Source organism: Leifsonia sp. (assembly GCF_051955155.1).
GTDB lineage: Bacteria > Actinomycetota > Actinomycetes > Actinomycetales > Microbacteriaceae > Leifsonia.
The window spans coordinates 33,912-57,328 of the sequence record NZ_JBQCGZ010000018.1; the positions used below are offsets into that span (position 1 = coordinate 33,912).

Here is a 23,417-nt window from a genome sequence, read left to right on the forward strand (position 1 = left end):
CTCAGCCTAGATCGGAGCGGCGCCAGAGCGCGACGGCGCGCAGCGGTTCCGGCAGCGCGTCCGCGGTCAGCGCCGCGGTCAGCGCCCGGCCGTACTGCTCCTTCCTGCCGGAGGTCGTGCCGAGGAAGCGGTGCAGCTGATGCGCGGTCGGGCGCCCGCGCTGGGCGGGCTGCTGCTGGAACATCCGGAACAGGCGCAAATCCCCCTCGTCCGCCAGGATCTCCTCCACCCCGGCGACCCCGAGCGCCTGGATGAGCTCGCCCTCGAGGTCCGGCCGGCACACGGCGATCGCCTCGGCGGCGAGGCCGGCGCGCTCGAAGAACCGCACCTCCCCGGCGTCGCAGAGCCCGCGGAGGCGGAGGCCGGACCCGGACGCGCCGAGAAGTCCGACGTATCGGCGGACGCTCATCGCGCCGCCCATCGGGAGCACGGCGACACCGTCCCCCGCGAGGTCGCGGTCGAGGACCCGGGCGGCGGCGAGCACCGCGGCGCGGTCGCTCGCGCCCTCGACGAGCACGGCGGCCCCGACCGAGGCCGGGGGCGGCACCGGACCCGCCCCGCCGGCCCACGCGGCGACGGCGGCCTCGAAGACCGGGATGCTCGACGACGGCGTCACGCACGACATTCTGCCCCTGTCGCGGCCTCCCGGGCGCGCGTACCCTGCACGCCATGAAGTTCATCATCTTTCTCGCAGGCGTCGGTGTCGGGTTCGTGATCGGGTCGAAGGCGGGGCGCAGCGCCTACGAAGACCTGCGCCGCAAGTGGCAGGGCTTCTCGAACTCGGATCCCGTGCAGCAGGTGAAGGGCGAGGTCCGCGACCTCGCGGGCAAAGCCTCGGACAAGCTCGGGGACAAGGTCACCGAGGTGGTCGGCAAGGCGTCGGACAAGCTGGACGACGTGACAGGCAAGAAGGCGGACACCACTCCCACCGAGGCCTGATCCTCACGCCCCTTCCGGCGGGTTCGTGAGCAGGTCGACGCGCTCCGCCAGATAGTCGGCGAAGTCCACGTGCTGCGCGGCGGTGGCGCTCCAGCGCACGAGCACGCGCCCGTCGCGCAGCAGCACGGGACCGTCTCCGGCGGACAGCGCGCCCGCGGTCAGCTCGATCGGCGGCGCATCGAAGTTCACCGTCTCGCCGTCGCGGAAGTGGCCGCGCTCGGCGGCCGCCCGGTACGCGCGCCTCGTCTCGGCCGACGCCGAGATGTACTGCGTGCGTCCCGGCGGCGTCGCGCGCACCAGCTGCCCGGTCGCGTGCAGCCCGCCGCCCGCGTCCAGCAGCAGGACGCCCAGGCGCCAGACCCGTCCCGCCGGGCGCAGCACCGGCTCGCGCGGGATCAGCAGCTTCCGCTGCCGGGGCACGTAGACCGCGAGCGCCTCGTCGCGCGCTCCGGCCGCCGACAGCGCCTCCACGGCGTCGGCCACGGCCGCGCGTGCGGCGGCGACCGCGCGCTCGTCGTCCGTGTCCGTCACGCTCACACCCTAGCCGGGCGGTGTTGGATGGAGGCATGAAGACTTTCACCCTCCCCGGGACCGGCATCGACGCCTCCGACATCATCCTTGGCCTCATGCGGATCAGCCCGCTCGACGACGAGCAGATCCGCACCCTCGTCCGCACCGCGCGGGACGCGGGCATCACCATGTTCGACCACGCGGACATCTACGGCGAGACACGGCACGGCTCCGAGCGCCGCTTCGGCGAGGCGGGGGCCATCCCGGCGGCCGAGCGCGACCAGGTCGTCATCCAGTCCAAGGTCGGCATCCGCGACGGCTTCTTCGACTTCTCCCGCGAGCACATCCTGACCACGGTGGACGAGTCCCTCGCCGCGCTGCGCACCGACTACCTGGACATCCTGCTGCTGCACCGGCCGGACACGCTCGTCGAGCCGGAGGAGGTCGCGGCGGCGTTCGACGAGCTGCAGGCGTCCGGCAAGGTGCGCGCGTTCGGCGTCTCCAACCACACCCCCGGCCAGATCGAGCTGCTGAAGCGCTGGGTGAAGCAGCCGCTGGTGGTCAACCAGGTGCAGCTGAGCATCACGCACGCCCCGCTCATCGCGCAGGGCGTCGCCGCGAACATGGCGGGCCTCGACCAGTCCGTCTCGCGCGACAACGGCATCCTCGACCACGCCCGGCTGAACGACATCACGCTGCAGGCCTGGTCGCCGTTCCAGAAGGGCTTCTTCGACGGGGTCTTCCTCGGCGACCGCGAGGACTACGCGGAGCTGAACGACGTGCTCGACGAGCTCGCGGAGCGCTACGGGGTGACGCCGACGGGCATCGCCGTCGCCTGGATCACCCGGCACCCCGCGCAGATGCAGGTGGTGCTCGGCACCACGAACCCGGAGCGGGTGCGCGACTCCGCCGCGGGCTCGGACGTGCGCCTCACGCGCGAGGAGTGGTACCGGCTGTTCACGGCGGCCGGGCACATCCTGCCGTAGCGGCCGCCGGTGGCGCCGCCGGGGTTTGCTATCCTTGCGGCGTGCTTCACATCGTGATGTTCATCTGACGGTCCTGCGTCCCACCTGCGCAGGTTCCCCGCCGTCGAGGGTCGCGTCGCCGACCCCGCGGAACCCCCACCGTCAGACCCTTCTTCGGAGCATCCCGTGTTCGCATCCCTTCGCATCCCCGGCGCGCTGCGCGCCTTCCTGCCCGCCCTCCTCGGCCGCTCGGCGCTGGCGATGGCCGGGCTCGCCGTCCTGCTCGCCGTGCAGGAGAGCACCCGGTCGTTCGCCGTCGCCGGCCTCGCATCGGCCGCGTTCGGCATCGCCAACGTCGTCGCGGCGCCGTGGCGCGCCCGCGCCGTCGACCGCTGGGGCCAGCCGCGCGCCCTCGGCCTGCTCGCCGTCGTGCAGGCGGCGGGCTTCGCGGCGATGGGCGCCGTCGCCGCGCTGGCGGGCGACACCGTGCCGTGGTTCCTCGCCCTGGCGGTCGTCATCGGCCTCTCCGCGCCGCCGCTCGGCGCGGCGATGCGCGTCGTCTGGAGCTCGCTGACCGAGCCCGGCGCGCAGCGCGAGCGGGCGTTCAGCCTGGACGCCGTTGCCGAGGAGCTGCTGTTCGTCGGCGGACCGGTCGCGATCACCGCGATCATCGTCGCGTCCTCACCCGCGGTCGGGCTGTTCGTCACCGCGGCGGTGGTCCTGGTCGGCACGCTCGGGCTCGTCAGCAGCCGGGCGTCCTCTGCGCTGTCCGGATCGCCGGCGGGGCAACGGGCGCAGAGCGCACGGCCGCTGCGCGTCCCCGGCTTCCTGCGCGTGCTGATCGTCCTCATCGGCGTCGGCGCGGTGCTCGGCGTCGTGGAGATCGGCGCGCCCGCGCTCGCGGCGGAGCGGGACGCCGTGCCCGCGGCCGGCTGGCTGCTCGCCGCCTTCGCCGCGGGCAGCGCGCTGGGCGGCCTGGTCTACGGGCACATCCGCTGGCGCGTCTCGCTCGGCGTCCGGCTGCTGGCGCTGTGCATCGGCATGGGAGCGACCGCCGCCGCGGTCTCCGCACTCGGATCGCTGCCGCTGTTCGCCGCCGGCCTGGTCGTGCTCGGCGCGTTCCTGGCGCCGTCGCTGATCACCGGCTACCTCGTCGCCGACGCCGTGGTCGCCCCGGAGGGCCAGACCGAGGCGTCCACGTGGATCAACACCGCCGTCAACCTCGGCGCCGCCGTGGCGTCGGCCGTCGCGGGCGCGGCGATCGACGCGGCGGGCACCGGCATCGCCCTGCTCGTGGTCGGCCTCGTGGCGCTCGCCCTCGCGACGGTCGTCCCGGTCCGCCGGCTGCGCCGGGCCCGGGGGACGGAGGCGGGCGCCGCAGAGCCGGAGACCGAGGCCGGTGCCGTCGCCTCCGCGATGGACCTCGAAGCCGGCCCCGGCGATGCCTGACCGCCCCGCACCGTCCGCGCGTCGCGGCGGATCTCCGGAGGAGCGGACGGCGAACTACCTGGTTCGCCGGAGCCGGGATAACGTCGATCGCGTGGAAGAGCACACCCCCAGCGCGTTCCGGCGGCTCGCCCTGCGCGCGCGGCTGCTGCGGGCGACCGCCGTCCGCTCTTCCATCGTCCGGCCGTCGGACGCCCCGCAGGCCTTCGTCGGCGGGCGCAGGAGCATGCGCGTCCTGCTCGCGGGCTCCGGCCCCGCGGTCGGCTGGGGCGTCGGCAGCCACGACCTCGCGCTGCCCGGCGCGCTCGCCCGCGCGCTCGGCGCGACGACGGGGCGCGGCGCCGTCGTCGACGTCCTGCCGCATCCCTCCGGCGGAGTGCGCTGGCTGCGGCACGCCCTCGCCGGCGCCGAGCTGGGCCGCTACGACGCCGTCGTGCTGAGCGCGACGGTCGCGGACGCGCTGCGCGTCGCCGACCCCGAGCGCTGGGGCCGGCGGGTCGAGGGCCTGCTGCGGCTCGCCGGGGGCGGCGGCCGCACCGTCGTCTGGCTGGGCGCGCAGCCCATCCGCTCCATCCCGCCGTACGCCACGGCCGACGGCGAGCTGGCGGAGCGGCACGCCGAGCGGCTGAACGCCGTCGCGCGGGCGGCCTGTCACGCGTCCGGGGCCGTCTTCCTGCCGATGCCGGCGCCGCCCGCGCCCGAGGCCGGGCGGCATCGCGGACCCGCCGACTACCTGTTCTGGGCGCGGCACATCGCCGACGCCCTCGCGCCCGCCGTCGAGGAGCGCGCCCTCGCCGTCACGCACGCCAGCGGCGCGGAGGAGCGCGTGCAGGCGATCGAGCGGCTGGGACTGCCGGGGCCGGGCGAGCAGCCGGCCGAGCGGAACGCCCGGCTGGAAGGGCTCGTCGGCACCGCCCGCAGGACGCTCGGAACCGAGATCGCGATGTTCACGGTCCTGGACGACCGGCGCGAGTGGCCGCTCGCCGCCGTCGGGGCGACGCTCACCGAGATCCCGATCGAGCAGTCCGCGTGCATCCACACCATCCGGACGCCGGACGGCATGGTGGTGCCGGACGCGGGGCGGGACGAGCGCTTCGCCGCGAGCGACCTGGTGACCGGCCCGGCGAACCTGCGCTTCTACGCCGGCTACCCGGTGGAGGCGCCGGATGGCACCCGCATCGGCGCACTGTGCGTCTTCGGCCGCACCGCCCGGGACGCGGCGGAGGCCGAGACCGATCTGGACGTGCTGCGCGAGCTGGCCCTGCTCGCCCAGCGCGAGCTGTGGCGCTGGGAGCCGGGGACGACGACCTGAGGCGCGGTCAGGCAGCGCCCTCCAGCGCGGCGAGCACCCGCTGCAGCGATCCGCCCAGGTTCCAGGTCTCCGAGAGGGCGTCGAGCGCGGCGCGGTCGGCCGGCGGCCGGATGCGGGCGTCGAGCTCCGGCAGGTCGAGGTCGCGCACGACCTCCACGACGCGCGGCGCCACCGCGAGGTAGTCGAGCGCCGCCTCGAACTTCTGGCGCAGCGCGGGCCGCATCGCCGAGGCGGGATCGGCCGCCGCCGCCTGGATGCCGGTCAGGTCGCCGTGCTCGGCGAGCAGCGTGGCCGCGGTCTTCTCGCCGACCCCGGCGACGCCGGGCAGGCCGTCGGAGCTGTCGCCGCGCATGACGGCGAAGTCCTTGTACTGGCCGGGCCGGATCCCGTACTTGGCCACGACCGTCTCGTCCGTCAGCACCTCGAGGTTGCTCATCCCGCGCGCCGTATAGATCACGCGGACGCCGTTCGCGTCGTCCACCAGCTGGAACAGGTCCCGGTCGCCGGTCACCACGTCCACCGGTCCCGGCGTGCGGGTCGCCAGGGTGCCGATCACGTCGTCCGCCTCGGCCTGCGGCGCGCCCTGGATGACGATGCCGAGCGCGTCGAGCACCTCGCGGATCACCGGGACCTGGGCGACGAGCGCCTCCGGGACCTCTTCGACGTCCACGCCGCCCGGCACCTCGCGCGCCACGCGGTGCGCCTTGTAGCTCGGGATGAGGTCCACGCGCCAGCGCGGCCGCCAGTCGTCGTCCCAGCACGCGACGAGCGCCTCCGGCCCGTACTCGGTGACCAGCCTCGCGATGATGTCGAGGAAGCCCCGCACCGCGTTGACCGGCGTCCCGTCCGGCGTGCGCACCGTGTCCGGCACCCCGTAGAAGGCCCGGAAGTAGAGCGAGGCGGAATCGAGCAGCATCGTGGGTCCGGTCACGGTCCCGATCATGGCACGGGAGGCGTCTTGTGTTTGTTCAGGACTATGTTCTATGGTTTATTTAGTTCTGAAGAAAGGGAGGCGATGGCGCCCTCATCCCCGTCTCGCACCGACGTGAACCGCACCGCGATCCTCGCGCACCTCGGAGCTCACGGCCCCGCATCCCGGGCCGAGCTCGCGCGCCGCATCGGCGTCTCGCCGGCCCTCGTCACCCAGCTCACGCGCGACCTGCTCGCCGACGGCCTGATCGAGGAGCTGGAGCACGCGAGCTCCGGCGGCGGCCGCCCCGCCCGGATGCTCGGCCTCGTCTCCCGCACCGCATCGTCCATCGGCGTCAAGGTGGCCCCCGACCACATCGCGTTCGTGGAGGTCGGCATCGACGGGTCGGTGCTCCGCTCGGCGACCGAGCCGTTCGATGCCGTCTCGCCGCTGGCCGCGTCCGGCCTGGTCGAGCGCCTGCGTTCGTTCATCGACGCGGGCGACGGCAGCCGGCTGCTCGGCGTCGGCGTCGGCCTGCCGGGCACGGTGCTGGAGCAGGGCGTCGGCGTCGTCGATTCCACCCAGCTGCGCTGGAACCAGGTCCCGCTCGGCGCGACGCTCCGCCGGGCGCTCGACCTGCCCGTCGTGGTCGAGAACAACGTCAACGCCCTGAGCGTGGCGGAGAAGCTCTTCGGCCAGGGCCGCGACTGCGACGACTTCCTCGTCGTCACCATCGGCAACGGCGTTGGAGCAGGAGTGGTCGCGGGCGGCAGCATCCTGCGCGGCCGCGCCGGCGGCGCAGGGGACATCGGCCACGTGCCCGTCGTCGAGGACGGCCCGCTCTGCCAGTGCGGCAACCGGGGCTGCCTGGAGGCGATCGTCGGCCAGGGCGCGCTCGTCGCCGCGGGCAGGGCGGCGGGCGCCATCGCCGTCGACCAGGGCATCGACGAGCTCCGGGCCGCCGCCGACGCCGGCGACGAGCGGGCGCAGCGCATCTTCGCGGACGCCGGCCGCGTCTTCGGCCGGGCGCTCGCTGGGGTCGTCAACGTACTCGACCCCGAACTGGTGGTGCTGCTCGGCGAGGGCGTCGAGGCCTGGGCGCACTGGGCGGGCAGCTTCGAGCCCGCGCTGCGCGCCTCCCTCGTCCCCGGCAAGCGCGGCGTCGCCGTCGCCGTGGAGAGCTGGCAAGACGACCGCTGGGCGCAGGGCGCCGCCGCGCTCGTGCTGGCCACGCCGTTCGACGCGGACGGGGTCGCCGGCGAGCAGGGCAGGCTGGTGCGCGAGCGCCTGGTCTCGAGCGCTGGAGCGCGCTGATGGCCCTCTCCGCCCTCCGCCCGGACGCGGTCGCGCAGCGCAGGCCCGGCGGAACCCGGCCCGCCAGGAAGCGGCCTCTGAAGCGCCGGCTCGGCTACGCGGCGACGGTCGCGGTCTTCCTGCTGCCGAGCCTCATCCCGCTGCTCGCCTTCGTGATCGGGCCGATGATCTCCGCCGCGTGGACCAGCCTCCACGAGTGGAACCTGATCGGCGACATGACGTGGGTCGGCTTCGACAACTACGCGCACCTGATCTCCGACCCGGCGACGCAGCAGGCCTTCCTGCACACCGTCTACTACATCGTCGGCTACCTGCCGCTGGTCTACGTCGGCGGCCTCGCGCTGGCGCTCGCGCTCAACTCCAAGCTCAAGGGCCGCTCGTTCCTGCGCGGCGTCTACTTCCTGCCCGTCGTCACGAGCTGGGTCGTCGTCGCGCTGGTCTGGCGCTGGCTGCTGAATCCCAGCGTCGGCGTCGTGAACTACCTGCTCGGCCTGATCGGGATCGACGGCCCCGGCTGGTGGAGCGACCCCGCGTGGTCGATGCCGTCGATCATCCTGGCGTCGGCGTGGAAGGACCTCGGCTTCGTCATGGTCATCCTGCTGGCCGGCCTGCAGACCATCAACCCGGACCTCTACGAGGCGGCAGAGATCGACGGGGCCGGATGGTGGCGGCGGCTGGTCAGCATCACCCTGCCGATGCTCTCGCCGTCCACGTTCTTCGTCATCGTGCTCTCGCTCATCAACGGCTTCCAGGTCTTCGATCAGGTCTACGTGATGACCGGCGGCGGCCCGAACAACTCCAGCCAGGTCGTGGTGCAGCAGGTCTACGACCTGACCTTCCGCTACGGCCAGGCCGGGATGGCGTCCGCGCTCTCCTGGCTGCTGTTCCTGGTCATCCTCGTGGTCACGCTCGTCCAGTTCTACGGCCAGAAGAAGTGGGTGAACTATGCGTAACCCGGCCGCGAAGACGTTCCTCTACCTGGCCGTCGTGCTCGGCGCGATCGTGATGATCTTCCCGTTCGTCTGGACGGTCGTCACCTCGATCAGCCCGGGCGCCAGCCTCACCACGACACCCAAGCTCATCCCGGACAACCCGTCGCTCGCCCCCTACCTGCAGCTGTTCGAGCGGGTGCCGTTCGCGCAGGTCATCCTCAACTCCGTGATCGTCGCGGTGATCAGCACGGTCTTCCAGCTGGTGACGAGCGCGATGGCCGCGTACGCCTTCGCCCGACTGCCGTTCCGCGGTCGCGGCGCGATCTTCCTGCTCTACCTGGCGACGATGATGATCCCGTTCCAGGTGCTCATCGTCCCGCTGTTCGTGGAGATGAAGTCGCTCGGCCTCATCAACACCTACGCCGGGGCCATCCTGCCGACCATCGCCTCCGCGTTCGGCGTGTTCCTGCTGCGGCAGGCGATGAGCACGGTGCCGTACGAGCTGGACCAGGCGGCGACGCTGGACGGCGCCGGGCACTTCCGGGTGTTCTTCCAGATCATGCTGCCGCTGGTCCGGCCGGCGCTCGCCACCCTCGCGGTGTTCGGCTTCCTGAACACCTGGAACAGCTTCCTGTGGCCGCTCATCATCCTGCGCGACCCGCTCATGCAGACCCTCCCGGTCGCCCTGTCCAGCCTGCAGGGCCAGTACTCCACGCAGTGGGACGTGCTGATGGCCGGCTCCGTCATCAGCATCCTGCCGATGTTCGCGCTCTACGTCTTCGCCCAGAAGTACATCGTCCAGGGCGTCGCAGGGACCGGCCTCAAATAGGCCGGCCCGACCCATCCCCATCCCCCATCCCCGACACACGCAGCAATCCGAAGAACCCCTGCATCGAAGGAGATCGCACACCATGAAGAAGTCACTCGTCGCCGGCGTCGCCGTCGCCGCGCTCGCCGCCGTCGGCCTGGCCGGCTGCTCGTCCTCCGGCGGATCGGACGGCGGCAAGGCCACCGTCACCTACTCGAACTTCATCTCCAACGGCGGCAACGAGAAGAACCTCACCGCCATCGTCGACGCGTTCGAGAAGGCCAACCCCGACATCACCGTCAAGGTCACCACCACCGACTACGCGAACTACTTCACCAAGCTGCAGACCGACCTCTCGGCAGGAACGCAGTCGGACGTGTTCGACGTGGACGCGGGCAGCTACGCCACCTACCAGGCCGACGGTGTGCTCGCCCCGCTCGATGGCGTCGACTCCGCGAAGTACCGCACGTCGGTGCTCGACACCTACAAGACCGACGGCAAGCAGTACGGCCTGCCCACCTCGTTCTCGAACGTCGTGCTGTTCTACAACAAGGACCTCTTCGACAAGGCCGGCGTCTCCTACCCGACCAAGGACTGGACCTGGGCCGACGAGAAGGCCGCCGCCGAGAAGCTGACGGACAAGACCGCCGGCGTCTGGGGCGACTACCAGCCGGTGACGTACAACGAGTACTACAAGGCCGTGCAGCAGGCCGGCGGCGAGTTCCTGAGCTCCGACGGCAAGAAGGCCGCGTTCGACGACGCCGCGGGCAAGAAGGCCGCGGACTGGATCGCCGGCAAGTCCGGCACCGTGATGCCGACCGCCGCCGACGGCGCCGGGACCGCCGACTTCGACACCAACCTGTTCAAGGACGGCAAGCTCGCGATGTGGCACACCGGCATCTGGATGTTCTCGACCCTCGGCACGCTCCCGTTCGGCTGGGACGTGCAGGTCGAGCCGGGCGACACGCAGAAGGCGAGCGCCACGTTCTCCAACGCGGTCGTCGTGTCCAAGGACGCCAAGAACAAGGCGGCGGCGCAGAAGTGGGCCGAGTACCTCTCCTCGTCCAAGGAGATGGTCGACGTCCGGCTCAAGGCCGGCTGGGAGCTGCCGGCGATCAGCGACGACGCGCTGCTCAAGCCGTACCTGACGGCGGGTGTTCCCGCGAACCGCCAGGCGGTGTTCGACTCCCTCGAGCACGTCGCGGTCGCGCCGCAGCTCGGCGCCAACTCGCAGAAGATCCAGGACGACGTGACCAACGCCCTCGGCGAGATCGCCGCCGGCCGGCAGAAGACCGCCGACGCCATCCCGTCGACTGCCGACCAGGTCACCTCCCTGCTCAAGTGACACCGCTCCCGGCCGCGCTCGTCCCCCTTCGAGCGCGGCCGGGCCCCCTCGACCCGGAAGATCCCCGTGCACCGCTACACCGCCTCCCGCCTCGCCGAGCGCAGCCTCGCCCTGATCGCGGACCTCCAGACCCCGGAGGGCGCCTACCCGGCGAGCCCCACCTTCTCCGCCTACGCCGGCTACTGCTGGTTCCGCGACGGATCGTTCATCGCCGACGGCGTCTCTGCGGCCGGAGAGGTCGACGGCCCCGGCCGGTTCTTCGACTGGTGCGCCTCCGTGCTGCGGCAGCGCGCCGAGCACATCCGCTGGATCGTGGGGGAGTCTCGCGCCGGCCGGGCGCCGGAGGGCTCCCGGATGTTGCCGGCGCGATTCACCTTCGCGGGCGCCGACGGCGCGGACGAGTGGTGGGACTTCCAGCTGGACGGCTACGGCACCTGGCTCTGGGCGCTCGTCGCGCACGCCGACCGGCACGGCGTCGACGCCGCCCGCTGGCGCGACGCCGTCGAGCTCACGGTCGACTACCTCACCGCCTCCTGGCAGCGGCCATGCTACGACTGGTGGGAGGAGCACAGCGAGCACGTCCACGTCTCGACGCTGGCGTGCGTCGCCGCCGGCCTCGACGCCGTCGCGGACGCGGGCCTGATCGACGGCGACCGCGCCGCAGAGGCCCGCACCGCATCCCTCGCCATCCACGGTCTCGTCGCCGAGCGCGGCGTGCGCGCGGGGCACCTCGTCAAGTGGCTCGGCAGCACCGCGGTCGACGGCAGCCTGGCGGCCGCGCTCGCCCCGCTCGGGTTCGTGAGCGCCCGCTCGGAGCTCGGCGACCGGACGATCGACCTGCTGGAGCGTCACCTCACCGTCGACGGCGGAACGCACCGCTACCTCGGCGACACCTTCTACGGCGGCGGCCGGTGGCCGCTGCTCAGCTGCTTCCTCGGCCTGGCGCACCTGGAGGCGGGCGACCGCGTCAGGGCGGCCGAGCTGTACGACTTCGCCGCCTCCACTGCCACCGCCTCGCTCGACCTCCCCGAGCAGGTCGACGGTCACCTGCTGGCGCCGCGGATGCGTCAGGAGTGGCTCGACCGCTGGGGACCGGTGGCAACGCCGCTGCTCTGGAGCCACGCGATGCTGCTGCGTCTCGGCGCGGCGCTCGACGCCTCCGCCGCGCCCGCCGCCCCCACTCCATCCCGCACCGCCGTACCCGTCCAGGAAGGACTCGCCCGATGATCCGTCACCGGCCCGCCGGCTCCGGTCACCCGTACTCCGTCGACACCGAGCAGCGCTGGCCGGTCGTGCCAGAGGCCGGTGCGACCGCGACCCTCGGCGTCCGCGCCGACGCCACCGTGGACGCCGTGAGCGTCGAACTGGTCTGGCGCCCGGACGCGGGGACCGCTGCGTCGCAGGAGCTGCCGCTGGAGCGGGTCGCGACCACCTCGCGCGGACGGGTCACCGACGGCGGCCACCTCGCCTCGGCGCAGGCCAGGCTGGCCAGGGCGGTCGGCGGCTGGCAGGCGACGACCCCGGAGCTGCGCACCGGCGGAGAGTACCGCTACCGGTTCACTGCGACGCACGAGGACGGCAGGGTCGAGCGCACCCGCTGGTTCGCATTCCGCGCCGCCGCGTGGCGCGCCGCGGACGACGCCGTGACGGTCTCCGGCCGCTCCCGCGTCGTCTCCGGAAGCGTCTCCGTCCTCGACGACGGGGTGCGCATCCACCGCGCCCGGTTCGCGCTGCCGCTCGCACCCGGCGAGCACCTCACCGGGTTCGGCGAACGCTACGACGCGATCGACCACACCGGCACCGAGCTCGACGCGGTCGTCTTCGAGCAGTACAAGAGCCAGGGCGCCGAGCGGAAGACGTACCTGCCGATGCCGTTCGCGCACGTGGTCGGCGGCTCCGGCTGGGGCTTCCACGTCGACACGTCCCGGCGGGTGTGGTTCGACCTGGGCGCCTCGGACGCGGGCACGATCGCGGTGGAGGCGGAGACCGGAGAGGACGGCGCGCTCCCCGTGCGCTTCTTCGACGGCGACCCGCTCACCGTGCTCAGCGGCTTCCTCGACGGCGCCGGCCGGGCGGAGGAGCTGCCCGACTGGGTCTTCCGGCTCTGGGCGAGCGGCAACGAGTGGAACACGCAGGCCGAGGTCATGCGCCAGATGGATCTGCACCGCGAGCACGACATCCCGGTCGGCTCCGTTGTGATCGAGGCGTGGAGCGACGAGAGCACCTTCACCGCGTTCCGGGACGCGCGCTACGCGGTCACCGAGGACGGCGCCCCGCACGCCCTGGCCGACTTCACCTTCCCCGCCGACGGCGCGTGGCCGGACCCGAAGGGGATGGCCGACGAGCTGCACGCGCGCGACATCCGGCTGCACCTGTGGCAGATCCCGCTGCTCAAGATGCGTCCGCACCCCGAGGGGCAGGCCGCAGCGGATGCGCGCGCGGCGATCGCGGACGACGTCCTGATCGCCGAGCCGACGCCCTCCGGCGGCACACGGCCGTACCGCAACCGCGGCTGGTGGTTCCCGCTCGCGCTGATGCCGGATCTCACCGACGAGCGCGCGGCCCGCTGGTGGACCGAGAAGCGCCGCTACCTGGTGGAGGAGGTCGGCGTCGACGGCTTCAAGACCGACGGCGGCGAGCACGCCTGGGGCGCGGAGCTGGTCTACCTGGACGGCCGCCGCGGCGACGAGAAGAACAGCACGTTCCCCGTCGCCTACGCCGCCGCGTACGGCGACCTGCTGCGCTCGGCGGGCAAGGCGCCTGTGACGTTCAGCCGCGCCGGGTTCACCGGCTCGCAGGCGCACGGCGCGTTCTGGGCGGGCGACGAGAACTCGACGTGGGATGCGTTCCGCTGGTCGATGAACGCCGGGCTGTCCGCCGCGTCCTGCGGCATCGTCTACTGGGGCTGGGACATCGCCGGCTTCTCCGGCGACATCCCCGACCCGGAGCTGTACCTGCGCGCCACCGCCGCGAGCGTCTTCGTGCCGATCATGCAGTACCACTCCGAGTTCAACCACCACCGGACGCCGTCGCGCGACCGTACGCCGTGGAACATCGCTGAGCGCACCGGCGACGAGCGCGTGCTGCCGGTGTTCCGCTCGCTCACGAAGCTGCGCGAGCGGCTGGTGCCGTACCTCGCCGCCTCCGCCGCCGACACGGTGCGCACGGACCGCCCGCTGATGCGGCCGCTGTTCTTCGACCACCCGGACGCGCCGGAGGTGTGGACCGCGACGCAGTGGATGCTCGGCGAGGACCTCCTGGTCGCCCCGGTGCTCGAGCCCGGCGTCGACAGCTGGCCGGTGGCCCTCCCCGCCGGCGAGTGGACGGACGTGTGGACCGGCGAGACGGTGACCGGCGGTCGCACCGTGCGGGTGGAGGCGCCGATCGACCGCGTTCCGGTCTTCGCCCGGGCGGGCGCCCCGGCCGACCTGCTGGCGGTGTTCCGGCCGTGACCGGCTCCGACCCGGACTCCGCCGCGCTGGCGGCGTTCGACGCCTACACGCGCCGAGTGGTCGGCTGGGCGCGCTCGGAGCCACGAGTGCTCGGCGTCGCCCTGCTCGGCTCCGGCGCGGACCGCGGGCGCATCGACGACTGGTCCGATCACGACCTGCTCGTCCTCGCCGAGCCGGACGCGGTGGCCGGCCTCCGCCGCGACCTGTCCTGGCTCCCGGACGCGACGGCGATCGCCGCGGCCGGGCACGAGTGGCACGACGGCGTGAAGGTGCTGTTCGACGACGGCCGCGTGCTGGAGCTCGGGATCACCGACCCGGCCGGGCTGGCGACGTTCCCGATCGCAGCGGCCGCGGTCGTCTACGACACCGGACCGCTCGCGGCGGCCATCGCCGCCGCCCGCGCAGGCACGAGCACGCGCCGGCTCTCCGAGCCCGCCGACGCGGCGGCCGTCCTGCTCGTGGAGCTGGTCGTCGGCGTCGGCCGCGTGCGCCGCGGCGAGCACCTGAGCGGCGGGAACGTGATCCGGTCGGAGGCGGCGCTCACGCTCGCGGACCTGCTCGTCGCGCGCTCCGGGGCCGGCCATCCCGACCCGTTCGACGGCTGGCGCCGGCTCGAGGCCGTGCACCCGGAGGCGGCGGAGCGGCTGGCCGTCGTGCTGGCGCGGGCGCCCGAGGACGCCGCGCGGGGCATCCTGGAGCTCGCCGAGCGGCTGCTCGCGCCGGGCTGGGCGCAGTGGCCCGCCCGCGGAGCGCAGGCGGTCCGCCGCCGGCTGGGCTGGCTGCCGTAGTCCGCTGGTCCGGCCGGCGCTAGGGTGTGCGCATGGCCGACACCGTCATCGTCGAACGCACCGAGCGCATCCTGGCCACGCCGGAGCGGCTGCTGCCCATGATCGCGAACCTGCCCCGCTGGATCGAGTGGTCGCCGTGGGAGGGCACCGATCCCGGCATGAATCGCGAGTACGGCGGCGCGTCCGGCACCGTCGGCTCGACGTACAGCTGGGAGGGCAACCGCAAGGCGGGCGCCGGCTCGATGCGGGTGACCGCGGTGGGCCCGGACGGCGTCGGCATCGCGCTGCGCTTCACCCGGCCGTTCCGCTCCGCCAGCGACATCCGCTTCGTGCTGGAGCAGGAGGGCACGGACGCCACCCGGGTGATCTGGCGCATGGAGAGCCCCAAGACGTTCTTCTCGCGGTTCTTCAACCTGGACAAGCTCGTCGGCCCCGACTTCGAGAAGGGGCTGCGCCAGCTCAAGCAGGTCGCCGAGTCCTGACCGCTCGCGGGCTGTCGGGCCGCCCGTCACCGGTGCGCGCGCGACACCACGACGACGACGACGGCGCCGGCGAGCAGGACCGCGTCGAAACCGGCAGCGAAAGCCAGGAGCCACCCCCACCGTCCGGTGTCGAAGGTGACGGGGATGAGGGCAGCAAGGGGGACGCAGACAGCAACGGCGAGTAGCCAGGCGGAGAACGCACGGCCCCATGCCGATATTGGCATCGTCTCCCGTGCGCGACGGTTCGCCGCCGGGACTCCGAAAGCGCCGGCGATCACGGCTGTGGTGAGCATCATTGTCAGCCAGAGCGGGACGCCCTGTCGGAGTGATGCTGCGATCCACGCGGCCACGGTCGTTGCCGCGACCAGTGCGAGTGACACGATGAGCGGGAGACCAAACTCGGGGAGGAAGCTCCGGTCTCCGCGTCCGCTCGTGGCTGAATCACGCATGAGACCACCCCCAGCTTGCCGCTTGCATCAGCAAGGCTGTCATGGTGCCGATTCGCGTGTTCTCATCCTTCGTTGAACGCATCAATTGCGCATCCGATATTGCACAATGTTAGCTACATCTTCTTGCGAATGACAGGGCCAGTTGATCGACGGCGGTGCGAACTTCCGCAGCATGGATACCGGCGATGACCGCGGACCCTGCCTGGGAGCGTCTGCGGGTGACGGCTCGCGGGACTCAGGCGGCGAGGTACGTGCCGTGCCCGCGGCGCACCAGCTCGCCGTCGAACTCGAGCACCTCGCAGACGACCCCGCCGCTCTGGTTGCGGTATCGGATGACGATGGTCGACGCCCCAACGTAGTGCTCGAGCACCTCGAAGCGCAGGTCGGGCAGGGCGGCGAGGCCCGCCGTCCAGTAGCTGCGCAGCGCGTCCTTGCCGTGGGCGACGCCGTCGCTGCCGGGCAGGAAGCGCTCGGCGAGCGGGGAGGTGAAGACCACGTCGTCCGTGTAGTGGCCCAGCAGGGCCTCCAGGTCGTGAGCGTTCCAGTCCGCGACCCAGGCGTCGACGAACCGGCGGGCGAAGTCTGCGCTGATCATGCCTCCAGCATGGCACCGGCCGCGACTCGGTAGCGTGGAGGGATGACCCTGCCCCCGCTGCTCGTCGCCGCCGTCGCCCTGGTGCGCGACCGCCGCGTGCTCATGGTGACCGCCCGCGACCGGGATGTCTACTACATGCCGGGCGGCAAGATCGACGCGGGGGAGACCGCGGCGGAGGGCGCGGCTCGGGAGGCGCGCGAGGAGGTGTCGCTCGTGCTGGACCCGGCGGACCTCGCCGAGCTGTTCGAGGTGCGGACGCAGGCGCACGGCGAACCGGACGGCCGCGAGGTGCACATGCGCGTCTTCCGCGCCGAGACCGACGCGGAGCCGGTGGCCTCCGCCGAGGTGGGCGCCCTGCACTGGGTGACGACCGAAGACGCCGACCGCTGCCCGCCCGCCGGCCGCGAGGTCCTCACCCGCCTCGCCGCCCTCTCCCTCATCGACTGACCCCCGCCCTCCCCGCACCCGCGAGTACGCAGATTCTCTGCGTACTCGCGGGTTTTCGGTGCACTTTCTGCGTACTCGGGTGGTCGCTCGGGGCGGGTCGCTAGGGTGAGGATGTGAGCGAGAGCGTGCGCGTGCCAGGGGTGCGGGAGGTCGCGGCGGCGGCCGGGGTCTCGCGGCAGACCGTCTCGCGCGTGCTCAACGCGCACCCGAGCATCCGGCCGGAGACACGGGAGCGCGTGCTCGCCGCGATGGCGGACCTCAACTTCCGGCCCAATCGGGCCGCTCGCATGCTCACCACGGCCCGGTCGCGCACGCTCGGCGTGCTGGCGGCGTCCGCCTCGTCGCTGTTCGGCCCCGCGTCCAGCCTCGACGCCGTCGAGACGGCGGCGCGTGAGGCCGGCTACTTCGTGACCGTCGCGCACGCCGCATCCCTCGACAAGGAGGGTCTGGAGGCGGCGCTCGACCACCTCCTCGCGCAGGCGGTGGAGGGCGTGATCGTGATCGCGCCGCAGGCGCGGGCGCAGGACGCGATGCGGGCGCTGGCGCTCGACGTCCCGTCCGTCACGCTGCACGGCGCGGGCATCGAGGGCGATGACGGCGTGTTCGTGGACCAGGTCGAGGGCGCGCGGCTCGCCACCCGGCACCTGCTCGCCGCCGGCCACCGCAGGATCGCGCACCTGTGCGGTCCGGCCGACTGGTCGGAGGCCGTCGCCCGCCGCGACGGCTTCCTCGCCGAAATGGCTAGCGCCGGCGCCGGCGCCGACGCCGTGGTCTCCCGCGGGGGCGACTGGACGGCCGCCTCCGGCGCGGCGATCGCCGCAGAGCTGCTGACCGACCGGACGATCACCGCGGTCTTCTCGTCCAACGACCAGATGGCGCTCGGCGTCCTGCACGCGGCCCGCGGGCTCGGCCTCGGCGTGCCGGGCGACCTCGCCGTCGTCGGCTTCGACGACATCCCGGAGGCGGCGTTCTTCGCCCCGCCGCTGACCACCGTCCGCCAGGACTTCGCCGAACTCGGCCGCCGCTGCGTCGCGCGCCTCGTCGCCTCGATCGAGGGAGGCGACCCCGGCACCGCCGCCCCCGTGGCGCCGCGCCTCATCGTCCGCGACTCCGCCTGACGCCGCGCCTGCGCCGTCCACCGGGTCCACCATTCGGCGCAAATCGCGCCTCGCACGGGCGGAGCCGCCATTTGGCACAAATCGCGCCTCGGGCGCGGGCGGAGCCGACATTTGGCACAAATGTTCCCGGCTTGACACGCGGGTAGGCGCGAGGCTTATGCTCGAGACTGCGTGTGACCGGTCACAACGAGGTGAGGATGACGATGACACTCGACGACAGCGCAGCAGGGCGCGCCATCGCGGAGGCCCGCACCGCCCTCGGCATCGAGTTCGGCTCGACCCGCATCAAGGCCTGCCTGGTGCTGCTGGACGACCCCGCGACCGTTCTCGCCGTCGGCGGCCACGAGTGGGAGAACGCGTTCACCGATCGGATCTGGACCTACCCGGACGAGGCGATCTGGTCCGGACTGCAGGCCGCGTACGCGGACATGGCCGCCGATGCCGAGCGCCGCCACGGGGTGCGCCCCGAGAGCCTCGGCGCCGTCGGCGTCTCCGCGATGATGCACGGCTACCTCGCCTTCGACGCGGACGGCGAGCTGCTCGTCCCGTTCCGCACCTGGCGCAACACGACGACCGGCGCCGCGGCCACCGAGCTCTCCGCGCTGCTCGGGGTCAACCTCCCGCTGCGCTGGTCGATCGCGCACCTGCACCAGGCGCTCCTGGACGACGAGCCGCACCTGGCCCGGCTCCACTCGATCAACACCCTCGCCGGCTACGTGCACCGCCGGCTGACCGGCCGCACCGTCCTCGGGGTCGGCGACGCCTCGGGGATGTTCCCGATCGACCCGGCCACCGCCGGCTACGACGCCGAGCTGGTCGCCCGCTACGACCGGCTCGCCGACGGCCGCATCCCCGCGCTCTGCTCGCTGCTGCCCGCCTCGCTCCCCGCCGGAGAGGACGCGGGCGCGCTCACCGCGGAGGGCGCGGCGCTGCTCGACCCCACCGGCGCCCTGCGCCCCGGCGCCCCGTTCTGCCCGCCGGAGGGCGACGCCGGCACCGGCATGGTCGCGACGAACTCGGTCGCGCCGCGGACCGGGAACGTCAGCGCGGGCACCAGCGTGTTCGCGATGGTCGTGCTGGAGCGGCCGCTCGCCGAGGTCCACGACGAGCTGGACGTCGTGACCACCCCCGCGGGCGACCCGGTGGCGATGGTGCACTGCAACAACGGCGCAAGCGAGCTGGCCGCGTGGGCCGCCCTGTTCGGCCGGTTCGCCGCCGCCGCGGGCGTCCCGCTCGACGCCGACCTGGTGTTCGAGACGCTGCTCCGCGAGGCGCTGGAGGGCGAGGCGGACGCCGGAGGGCTGCTCGCCTACAACCAGCTGGCGGGCGAGCCGATCGCCGGGCTCGCCGAGGGTCGCCCGCTCGTCGTCCGGACGCCGGACAGCAGCTTCACGCTCGGCAGCTTCATGCGGGCCCAGCTCTACGGCGTGTTCGGGACGCTCGCGCTCGGGATGTGCGTGCTGGCGCGCGAGGGCGTCGCGCTGGACCGGATGTTCGGGCACGGCGGCGTGTTCCGCACCGCCGGGGTCGCGCAGCGGTTCCTGGCCGGCGCGCTCGACGCTCCGGTGTCGATCGCGCATACAGCGTCCGAGGGCGGGGCGTGGGGCATCGCCGTTCTCGCGGCGTACGCGCGCAGCGCGGGCGCGCGCAGCGGCGACGCGCTCCCGCTCGCCGACTACCTCGAAACCCACGTCTTCCGCGGCTTCGCCGTCGACACGGCCGAGCCGGACCCGGCCGATGTCGCCGGCTTCGCCGCCTACCTCGACCGCTACGAGGCTGGGCTCGCCGCCGAGCGTGCCGCCGCGTCTGCCGTCCCGCTGAGAGGAGCGAGCGAATGACCGCCGCCGAAGCATCCGAGACCCCGGCCGTCCGCGCCGTCCGCGAGCGCGTGGCAGCGCTGCACGCCGAGCTGGTCCGCTACGGACTCGTCGTCTGGACGGGCGGCAACATCTCGGAGCGGGTGCCGGGCGAGGACCTGTTCGTCATCAAGCCCAGCGGCGTCGAGTACGACGACCTCGCCCCCGAGAACATGATCCTGTGCACCCTCGACGGCGCTGTCGTCCCCGGCTCCGTCGGATGTGACCGGTCACCGTCATCGGACACGGCCGCGCACGCCTACGTCTACCGCGCCATGCCGGAGGTCGGCGGCGTCGTGCACACCCACTCCACGTACGCGACCGCCTGGGCGGCGCGCGCCGAGCCCGTCCCGTGCGTCATCACGGCGATGGCGGACGAGTTCGGCGGCGAGATCCCGATCGGCCCGTTCGCGATCATCGGCGACGACTCCATCGGCCGCGGCATCGTGCAGACCCTCACCGGGCACCGCAGCCGCGCCGTCCTCATGCAGAACCACGGTGTCTTCACGATCGGCAAGAACGGCCGCGACGCCGTGAAGGCGGCGGTGATGGCCGAGGACGTTGCGCGCACCGTGCACATCGCCCGCCAGGGCGGACCGCTCGTCCCGATCCCGCAGGAGGCCATCGACAGCCTCTTCGACCGCTACCAGAACGTCTACGGACAGAACCCGGAAGGATCCCTCTCCTGATGCCGAAGCTCACCACCTCCCTCGAGCCATACGAGGTCTGGTTCCTCACCGGCAGCCAGCACCTGTACGGGCCGGAGACGCTCGCGCAGGTCGCGGAGCAGTCGCGCGGGATCGCCGACCGGCTCGCGGCCTCGGCCGACGTCCCGGTGCGCGTCGTCTGGAAGCCGGTACTGACCGACGCGGACGCGATCCGCCGCACGGCGCTGGAGGCGAACGCCGACGACCGCGTGATCGGCCTGATCGCGTGGATGCATACCTTCAGCCCCGCGAAGATGTGGATCGCCGGGCTCGACGCGCTGCAGAAGCCGCTGCTGCACTTCCACACGCAGGCGAACGTCGAACTGCCGTGGGGCGAGATCGACTTCGACTTCATGAACCTCAACCAGGCCGCGCACGGCGACCGCGAGTTCGGCTACATCCAGACCCGGCTCGGCGTGCCGCGCACGACGGTCGTCGGCCACGTCGGGAACCCGGCCGTCGCCTCCCGGATCGGCACGTGGATGCGCGCGGCGGCCGGCTGGGCGGCCACGCGCTCGCTGAAGCTGGCGCGGTTCGGCGACAACATGCGCTTCGTCGCCGTGACCGAGGGCGACAAGACCGAGGCGGAGCTGCGCTTCGGCGTTCAGGTGAACACGTGGGGCGTCAACGAGCTGGCCGACGCGGTCGCCGCCGCGTCGGACGCCGACGTGGATGCGCTTGTCGCCGAGTACGAGGACCTCTACGACGTCGTCCCCGAGCTGCGCCGCGGCGGTGACCGCCACCAGTCGCTGCGGGACGGCGCCGCGATCGAGGTCGGGCTGCGCTCGTTCCTGGAGGAGGGCGGTTTCGGCGCCTTCACGACCAGCTTCGAGGACCTCGGCGCGCTGAAGCAGCTGCCGGGCCTCGCGGTGCAGCGCCTGATGGCGGAGGGCTACGGCTTCGGCGCGGAGGGCGACTGGAAGACGGCGATCCTGGTGCGCGCGGCGAACGTGATGGGCGCGGGCCTGCCGGGCGGCGCCTCGCTGATGGAGGACTACACGTACGACCTGACCCCCGGCGACGAGCGCATCCTCGGCGCCCACATGCTCGAGGTCTCGCCCGCCCTCACCAGCGCGAAGCCGACGCTCGAGGTGCACCCGCTCGGCATCGGCGGCAAGGACGACCCGGTGCGCCTGGTCTTCACCGCGGACCCCGGCCCCGCCGTCGTCGTCGCGCTGTCGGACATGCGCGACCGGTTCCGGCTGGTGGCGAACGTCGTGGAGGTGGTCGAGCCGACCGCTCCGCTGCCCAAGCTGCCGGTCGGCCGCGCGGTGTGGAAGCCTGCGCCGGACTTCACGACCTCGGCGACGGCCTGGCTGGAGGCGGGCGCCGCGCACCACACGGTGATGAGCACGGCGGTCGGCATCCAGGCGTTCGAGGACTTCGCCCGCATGGCCCGCACCGAGCTGCTGGTCATCGACGACGACACCACCCTGCGCGCCTTCCAGCGCGAGCTCGACTGGAACGCCGCCTACTACCGCCTCGCCCGGGGCATCTGACCCCGGCCCACACTCCCGGCCGCCGGCCATGTCATCGGCGTCGGCGGCCGGGTCCCACCGTGGAGCATTGCTACGAACGGAAGGGGTGCATTTCTACGATTGGGAGGGGCGCATTTCTACGAACGGGTGGGGTGCATTTCTACGATTGTGAGGGGTGCATTTCTACGAAGTAGCGTAGAGTCTGAGCATGGCGCTCCTCGATCGGCACATCGCACCGTTCTCGCGGGAACTCCTGGGTTCATTCCCTGCCGTGGTTGTGCAGGGCGCCCGCCAGGTCGGCAAGAGCACGCTCACCAGCCAGCTCGCGGACGGCCGCGACGCGCTCGTCCTGACCCTGGACGATGAGCAGACGCGTGCGGCAGCAGCCGAGGACCCTGCTGGCTTCGTGATGCAGAACCGCGACGGCCTGCTGGTCATCGACGAGATCCAACGGCACGCCGAACTCACACTCGCGCTGAAGGCCGCGATCGATCGGGACCGTCGTCCCGGTCGCTTCCTGATCACGGGCTCCAGCGATCTGCTGCGCTCGCGTCGCGCCACCGACAGCCTCGCCGGCCGCGCAGTCACCGTCTCGCTCCGCGGGTTCTCGCAGGGCGAGCTTCGAGGCAGACGCGACGATTTCGCCCGAGCCGTCCGCACCGGGATCGACTACGCGCGTGTGGTGAGCGCGACAACTCGCGAGGAGTACGTTCATCAGATCGTGGTCGGTGGCTACCCGGAGGCGCAGGCGCTGAGCCGGCGGCTGAGGGGGGTCTGGTTCGACGACTATGTGGACAGACTCGTCCGGCGCGATGCGCGCGAGCTCATCGACATCACCGACCCCGGACGCCTCGCGAGCCTGCTGCGCCTCTTCGCCGCGAACCAGGCAGGCGAACTCGTCAAGGCGCGCTTCGCGCAGGACGCGGCGATCCCGGCCACCTCCATCGCGGCGTACATCGACACCATCGAGGCACTCTTCCTGCTCGACCGTCTTCCGCCGTGGACTCCGAACCTCACGTCGCGGGAAACAGGACGCGCCAAGGCGACGATCGCCGACTCGGGGCTGGCCGCTCGTCTCTCTCGCGTGTCCGAGGAGCAACTGCTCCCCGTCGACGGGTCCGCGCATCACCTCGGCGGCCTCATGGAAGGGTTCGTCGTCGGCGAGCTCCTGAAGCAGCGCACGTGGTCGGACGAGGAGTTCGAGCTCTTCCACTACCGGACGGGGAAAGGCGTCGAAGTCGACATCGTGATCGAGTTCGCGGACGGTTCCATCGTCGGGCTCGAGGTGAAATCTGGGTCGTCCTTCACGAGCGGGCACTTCTCGGGGCTGCGGTATCTGCGCGACAAGCTCGGGGATCGCTTCCTCGCGGGGATCGTGCTCAACACCGGCACCGTCGGCTACCGCTTCGCCGACCGGCTCTTCGGCCTGCCCGTAGCCTCCCTCTGGGAACTCTGACCCCACCCCCCCCCCCCCCCCCCCCCCCCACCACCCCCCGGGCCACGGAAAAAAACGGCAGGCGCCCGTGGGGGGGGGGCGTTTGCGTTAGAGCGGGGGGGGGGGGGG

At 72.7% G+C, this 23,417-nt stretch carries 23 protein-coding genes; 18 read left to right on the forward strand and 5 right to left on the reverse strand.

What is annotated here, in order from left to right; translation table 11 throughout:
- Position 1 precedes the first annotated feature (1 nt).
- Positions 2-616 (reverse strand): TOPRIM nucleotidyl transferase/hydrolase domain-containing protein, encoded by a 615-nt coding sequence (locus ACTHMF_RS02000; protein WP_440316088.1) that lies wholly within the window; start codon positions 614-616, stop codon positions 2-4.
- A 53-nt stretch (positions 617-669) separates the two neighbouring features.
- On the opposite strand from ACTHMF_RS02000, the gene ACTHMF_RS02005 reads away from it, so the two are divergent.
- On the forward strand, positions 670-939 hold the full coding sequence (locus tag ACTHMF_RS02005; protein WP_440316089.1) for a hypothetical protein: 270 nt from the start codon (positions 670-672) through the stop codon (positions 937-939).
- A 3-nt stretch (positions 940-942) separates the two neighbouring features.
- Here the strand turns inward: ACTHMF_RS02005 and ACTHMF_RS02010 are convergent, their stop codons facing one another.
- Positions 943-1,470 carry a hypothetical protein gene (locus ACTHMF_RS02010; RefSeq protein ID WP_440316090.1) on the reverse strand — a complete coding sequence of 176 codons (528 nt, stop codon included), beginning with the start codon at positions 1,468-1,470 and terminating at the stop codon, positions 943-945.
- A gap of 35 nt (positions 1,471-1,505) precedes the next feature.
- On the opposite strand from ACTHMF_RS02010, the gene ACTHMF_RS02015 reads away from it, so the two are divergent.
- The 3 genes from ACTHMF_RS02015 to ACTHMF_RS02025 all read left to right on the forward strand — a co-directional run bounded on the left by ACTHMF_RS02015 (position 1,506) and on the right by ACTHMF_RS02025 (position 5,172).
- The gene (locus tag ACTHMF_RS02015; RefSeq protein WP_440316091.1) at positions 1,506-2,435 is read left to right on the forward strand and encodes an aldo/keto reductase; all 930 of its coding nucleotides are present in this window, start codon (positions 1,506-1,508) and stop codon (positions 2,433-2,435) included.
- Between the two features lie 165 nt (positions 2,436-2,600).
- Complete coding sequence (locus tag ACTHMF_RS02020; protein ID WP_440316092.1) at positions 2,601-3,863, forward strand: MFS transporter; 1,263 nt, start codon at positions 2,601-2,603, stop codon at positions 3,861-3,863.
- A 91-nt stretch (positions 3,864-3,954) separates the two neighbouring features.
- On the forward strand, positions 3,955-5,172 hold the full coding sequence (locus ACTHMF_RS02025; protein ID WP_440316093.1) for a hypothetical protein: 1,218 nt from the start codon (positions 3,955-3,957) through the stop codon (positions 5,170-5,172).
- A 7-nt stretch (positions 5,173-5,179) separates the two neighbouring features.
- Here ACTHMF_RS02025 and ACTHMF_RS02030 read toward each other — a convergent pair whose 3' ends face one another.
- Positions 5,180-6,088 carry a 5'-3' exonuclease gene (locus ACTHMF_RS02030; RefSeq protein ID WP_440316110.1) on the reverse strand — a complete coding sequence of 303 codons (909 nt, stop codon included), beginning with the start codon at positions 6,086-6,088 and terminating at the stop codon, positions 5,180-5,182.
- A gap of 99 nt (positions 6,089-6,187) precedes the next feature.
- Between ACTHMF_RS02030 and ACTHMF_RS02035 the strand changes: the two genes are divergently transcribed.
- From ACTHMF_RS02035 to ACTHMF_RS02070, 8 genes are all read left to right on the forward strand, one after another.
- Entirely contained in the window at positions 6,188-7,396 is a 1,209-nt protein-coding gene (locus ACTHMF_RS02035; RefSeq protein ID WP_440316094.1) for an ROK family protein, read from the forward strand.
- Entirely contained in the window at positions 7,396-8,349 is a 954-nt protein-coding gene (locus ACTHMF_RS02040) for a carbohydrate ABC transporter permease (RefSeq protein WP_314148369.1), read from the forward strand. The genes ACTHMF_RS02035 and ACTHMF_RS02040 overlap by 1 nt, the downstream gene beginning before the upstream one ends.
- Positions 8,342-9,157 carry a carbohydrate ABC transporter permease gene (locus ACTHMF_RS02045; protein ID WP_440316095.1) on the forward strand — a complete coding sequence of 272 codons (816 nt, stop codon included), beginning with the start codon at positions 8,342-8,344 and terminating at the stop codon, positions 9,155-9,157. The genes ACTHMF_RS02040 and ACTHMF_RS02045 overlap by 8 nt, the downstream gene beginning before the upstream one ends.
- 82 nt (positions 9,158-9,239) lie before the next feature.
- The gene (locus tag ACTHMF_RS02050) at positions 9,240-10,481 is read left to right on the forward strand and encodes an ABC transporter substrate-binding protein (protein WP_440316096.1); all 1,242 of its coding nucleotides are present in this window, start codon (positions 9,240-9,242) and stop codon (positions 10,479-10,481) included.
- A 66-nt stretch (positions 10,482-10,547) separates the two neighbouring features.
- On the forward strand, positions 10,548-11,708 hold the full coding sequence (locus tag ACTHMF_RS02055) for a glycoside hydrolase family 15 protein (RefSeq protein ID WP_440316097.1): 1,161 nt from the start codon (positions 10,548-10,550) through the stop codon (positions 11,706-11,708).
- Entirely contained in the window at positions 11,705-13,933 is a 2,229-nt protein-coding gene (locus ACTHMF_RS02060; protein WP_440316098.1) for a glycoside hydrolase family 31 protein, read from the forward strand. The genes ACTHMF_RS02055 and ACTHMF_RS02060 overlap by 4 nt, the downstream gene beginning before the upstream one ends.
- Positions 13,930-14,721 carry a hypothetical protein gene (locus tag ACTHMF_RS02065; RefSeq protein WP_440316099.1) on the forward strand — a complete coding sequence of 264 codons (792 nt, stop codon included), beginning with the start codon at positions 13,930-13,932 and terminating at the stop codon, positions 14,719-14,721. The genes ACTHMF_RS02060 and ACTHMF_RS02065 overlap by 4 nt, the downstream gene beginning before the upstream one ends.
- A gap of 32 nt (positions 14,722-14,753) precedes the next feature.
- Positions 14,754-15,203 carry an SRPBCC family protein gene (locus ACTHMF_RS02070; RefSeq protein ID WP_440316100.1) on the forward strand — a complete coding sequence of 150 codons (450 nt, stop codon included), beginning with the start codon at positions 14,754-14,756 and terminating at the stop codon, positions 15,201-15,203.
- A 26-nt stretch (positions 15,204-15,229) separates the two neighbouring features.
- On the opposite strand, the gene ACTHMF_RS02075 is transcribed toward ACTHMF_RS02070, so the two are convergent.
- Both ACTHMF_RS02075 and ACTHMF_RS02080 read right to left on the reverse strand, forming a co-directional pair.
- A complete protein-coding gene (locus ACTHMF_RS02075; RefSeq protein WP_440316101.1) occupies positions 15,230-15,583 on the reverse strand; it encodes a hypothetical protein in 354 nt (117 codons plus the stop codon).
- A gap of 304 nt (positions 15,584-15,887) precedes the next feature.
- Positions 15,888-16,247, reverse strand: coding sequence for a nuclear transport factor 2 family protein (locus tag ACTHMF_RS02080; protein WP_314148377.1), 360 nt, complete (start codon positions 16,245-16,247; stop codon positions 15,888-15,890).
- Between the two features lie 42 nt (positions 16,248-16,289).
- On the opposite strand from ACTHMF_RS02080, the gene ACTHMF_RS02085 reads away from it, so the two are divergent.
- The 6 genes from ACTHMF_RS02085 (at position 16,290) to ACTHMF_RS02110 (ending at position 23,309) form a co-directional block, all read left to right on the forward strand.
- Positions 16,290-16,694 (forward strand): NUDIX hydrolase, encoded by a 405-nt coding sequence (locus ACTHMF_RS02085; protein WP_440316102.1) that lies wholly within the window; start codon positions 16,290-16,292, stop codon positions 16,692-16,694.
- Positions 16,695-16,807: 113 nt separating this feature from the next.
- Positions 16,808-17,812: a LacI family DNA-binding transcriptional regulator gene (locus ACTHMF_RS02090; protein ID WP_440316104.1), complete on the forward strand. Its 1,005-nt coding sequence runs from the start codon at positions 16,808-16,810 to the stop codon at positions 17,810-17,812.
- A gap of 197 nt (positions 17,813-18,009) precedes the next feature.
- Positions 18,010-19,650: a xylulokinase gene (locus ACTHMF_RS02095; protein WP_440316106.1), complete on the forward strand. Its 1,641-nt coding sequence runs from the start codon at positions 18,010-18,012 to the stop codon at positions 19,648-19,650.
- Positions 19,647-20,357 carry an L-ribulose-5-phosphate 4-epimerase gene (locus tag ACTHMF_RS02100; protein ID WP_440316107.1) on the forward strand — a complete coding sequence of 237 codons (711 nt, stop codon included), beginning with the start codon at positions 19,647-19,649 and terminating at the stop codon, positions 20,355-20,357. Before ACTHMF_RS02095 ends, ACTHMF_RS02100 begins: the two co-directional genes overlap by 4 nt.
- Positions 20,357-21,874 carry an L-arabinose isomerase gene (gene araA, locus ACTHMF_RS02105; protein WP_440316108.1) on the forward strand — a complete coding sequence of 506 codons (1,518 nt, stop codon included), beginning with the start codon at positions 20,357-20,359 and terminating at the stop codon, positions 21,872-21,874. The genes ACTHMF_RS02100 and araA overlap by 1 nt, the downstream gene beginning before the upstream one ends.
- Positions 21,875-22,061: 187 nt before the next feature.
- The gene (locus tag ACTHMF_RS02110; RefSeq protein ID WP_440316109.1) at positions 22,062-23,309 is read left to right on the forward strand and encodes an ATP-binding protein; all 1,248 of its coding nucleotides are present in this window, start codon (positions 22,062-22,064) and stop codon (positions 23,307-23,309) included.
- The last annotated feature ends 108 nt before the right edge of the window (positions 23,310-23,417 follow it).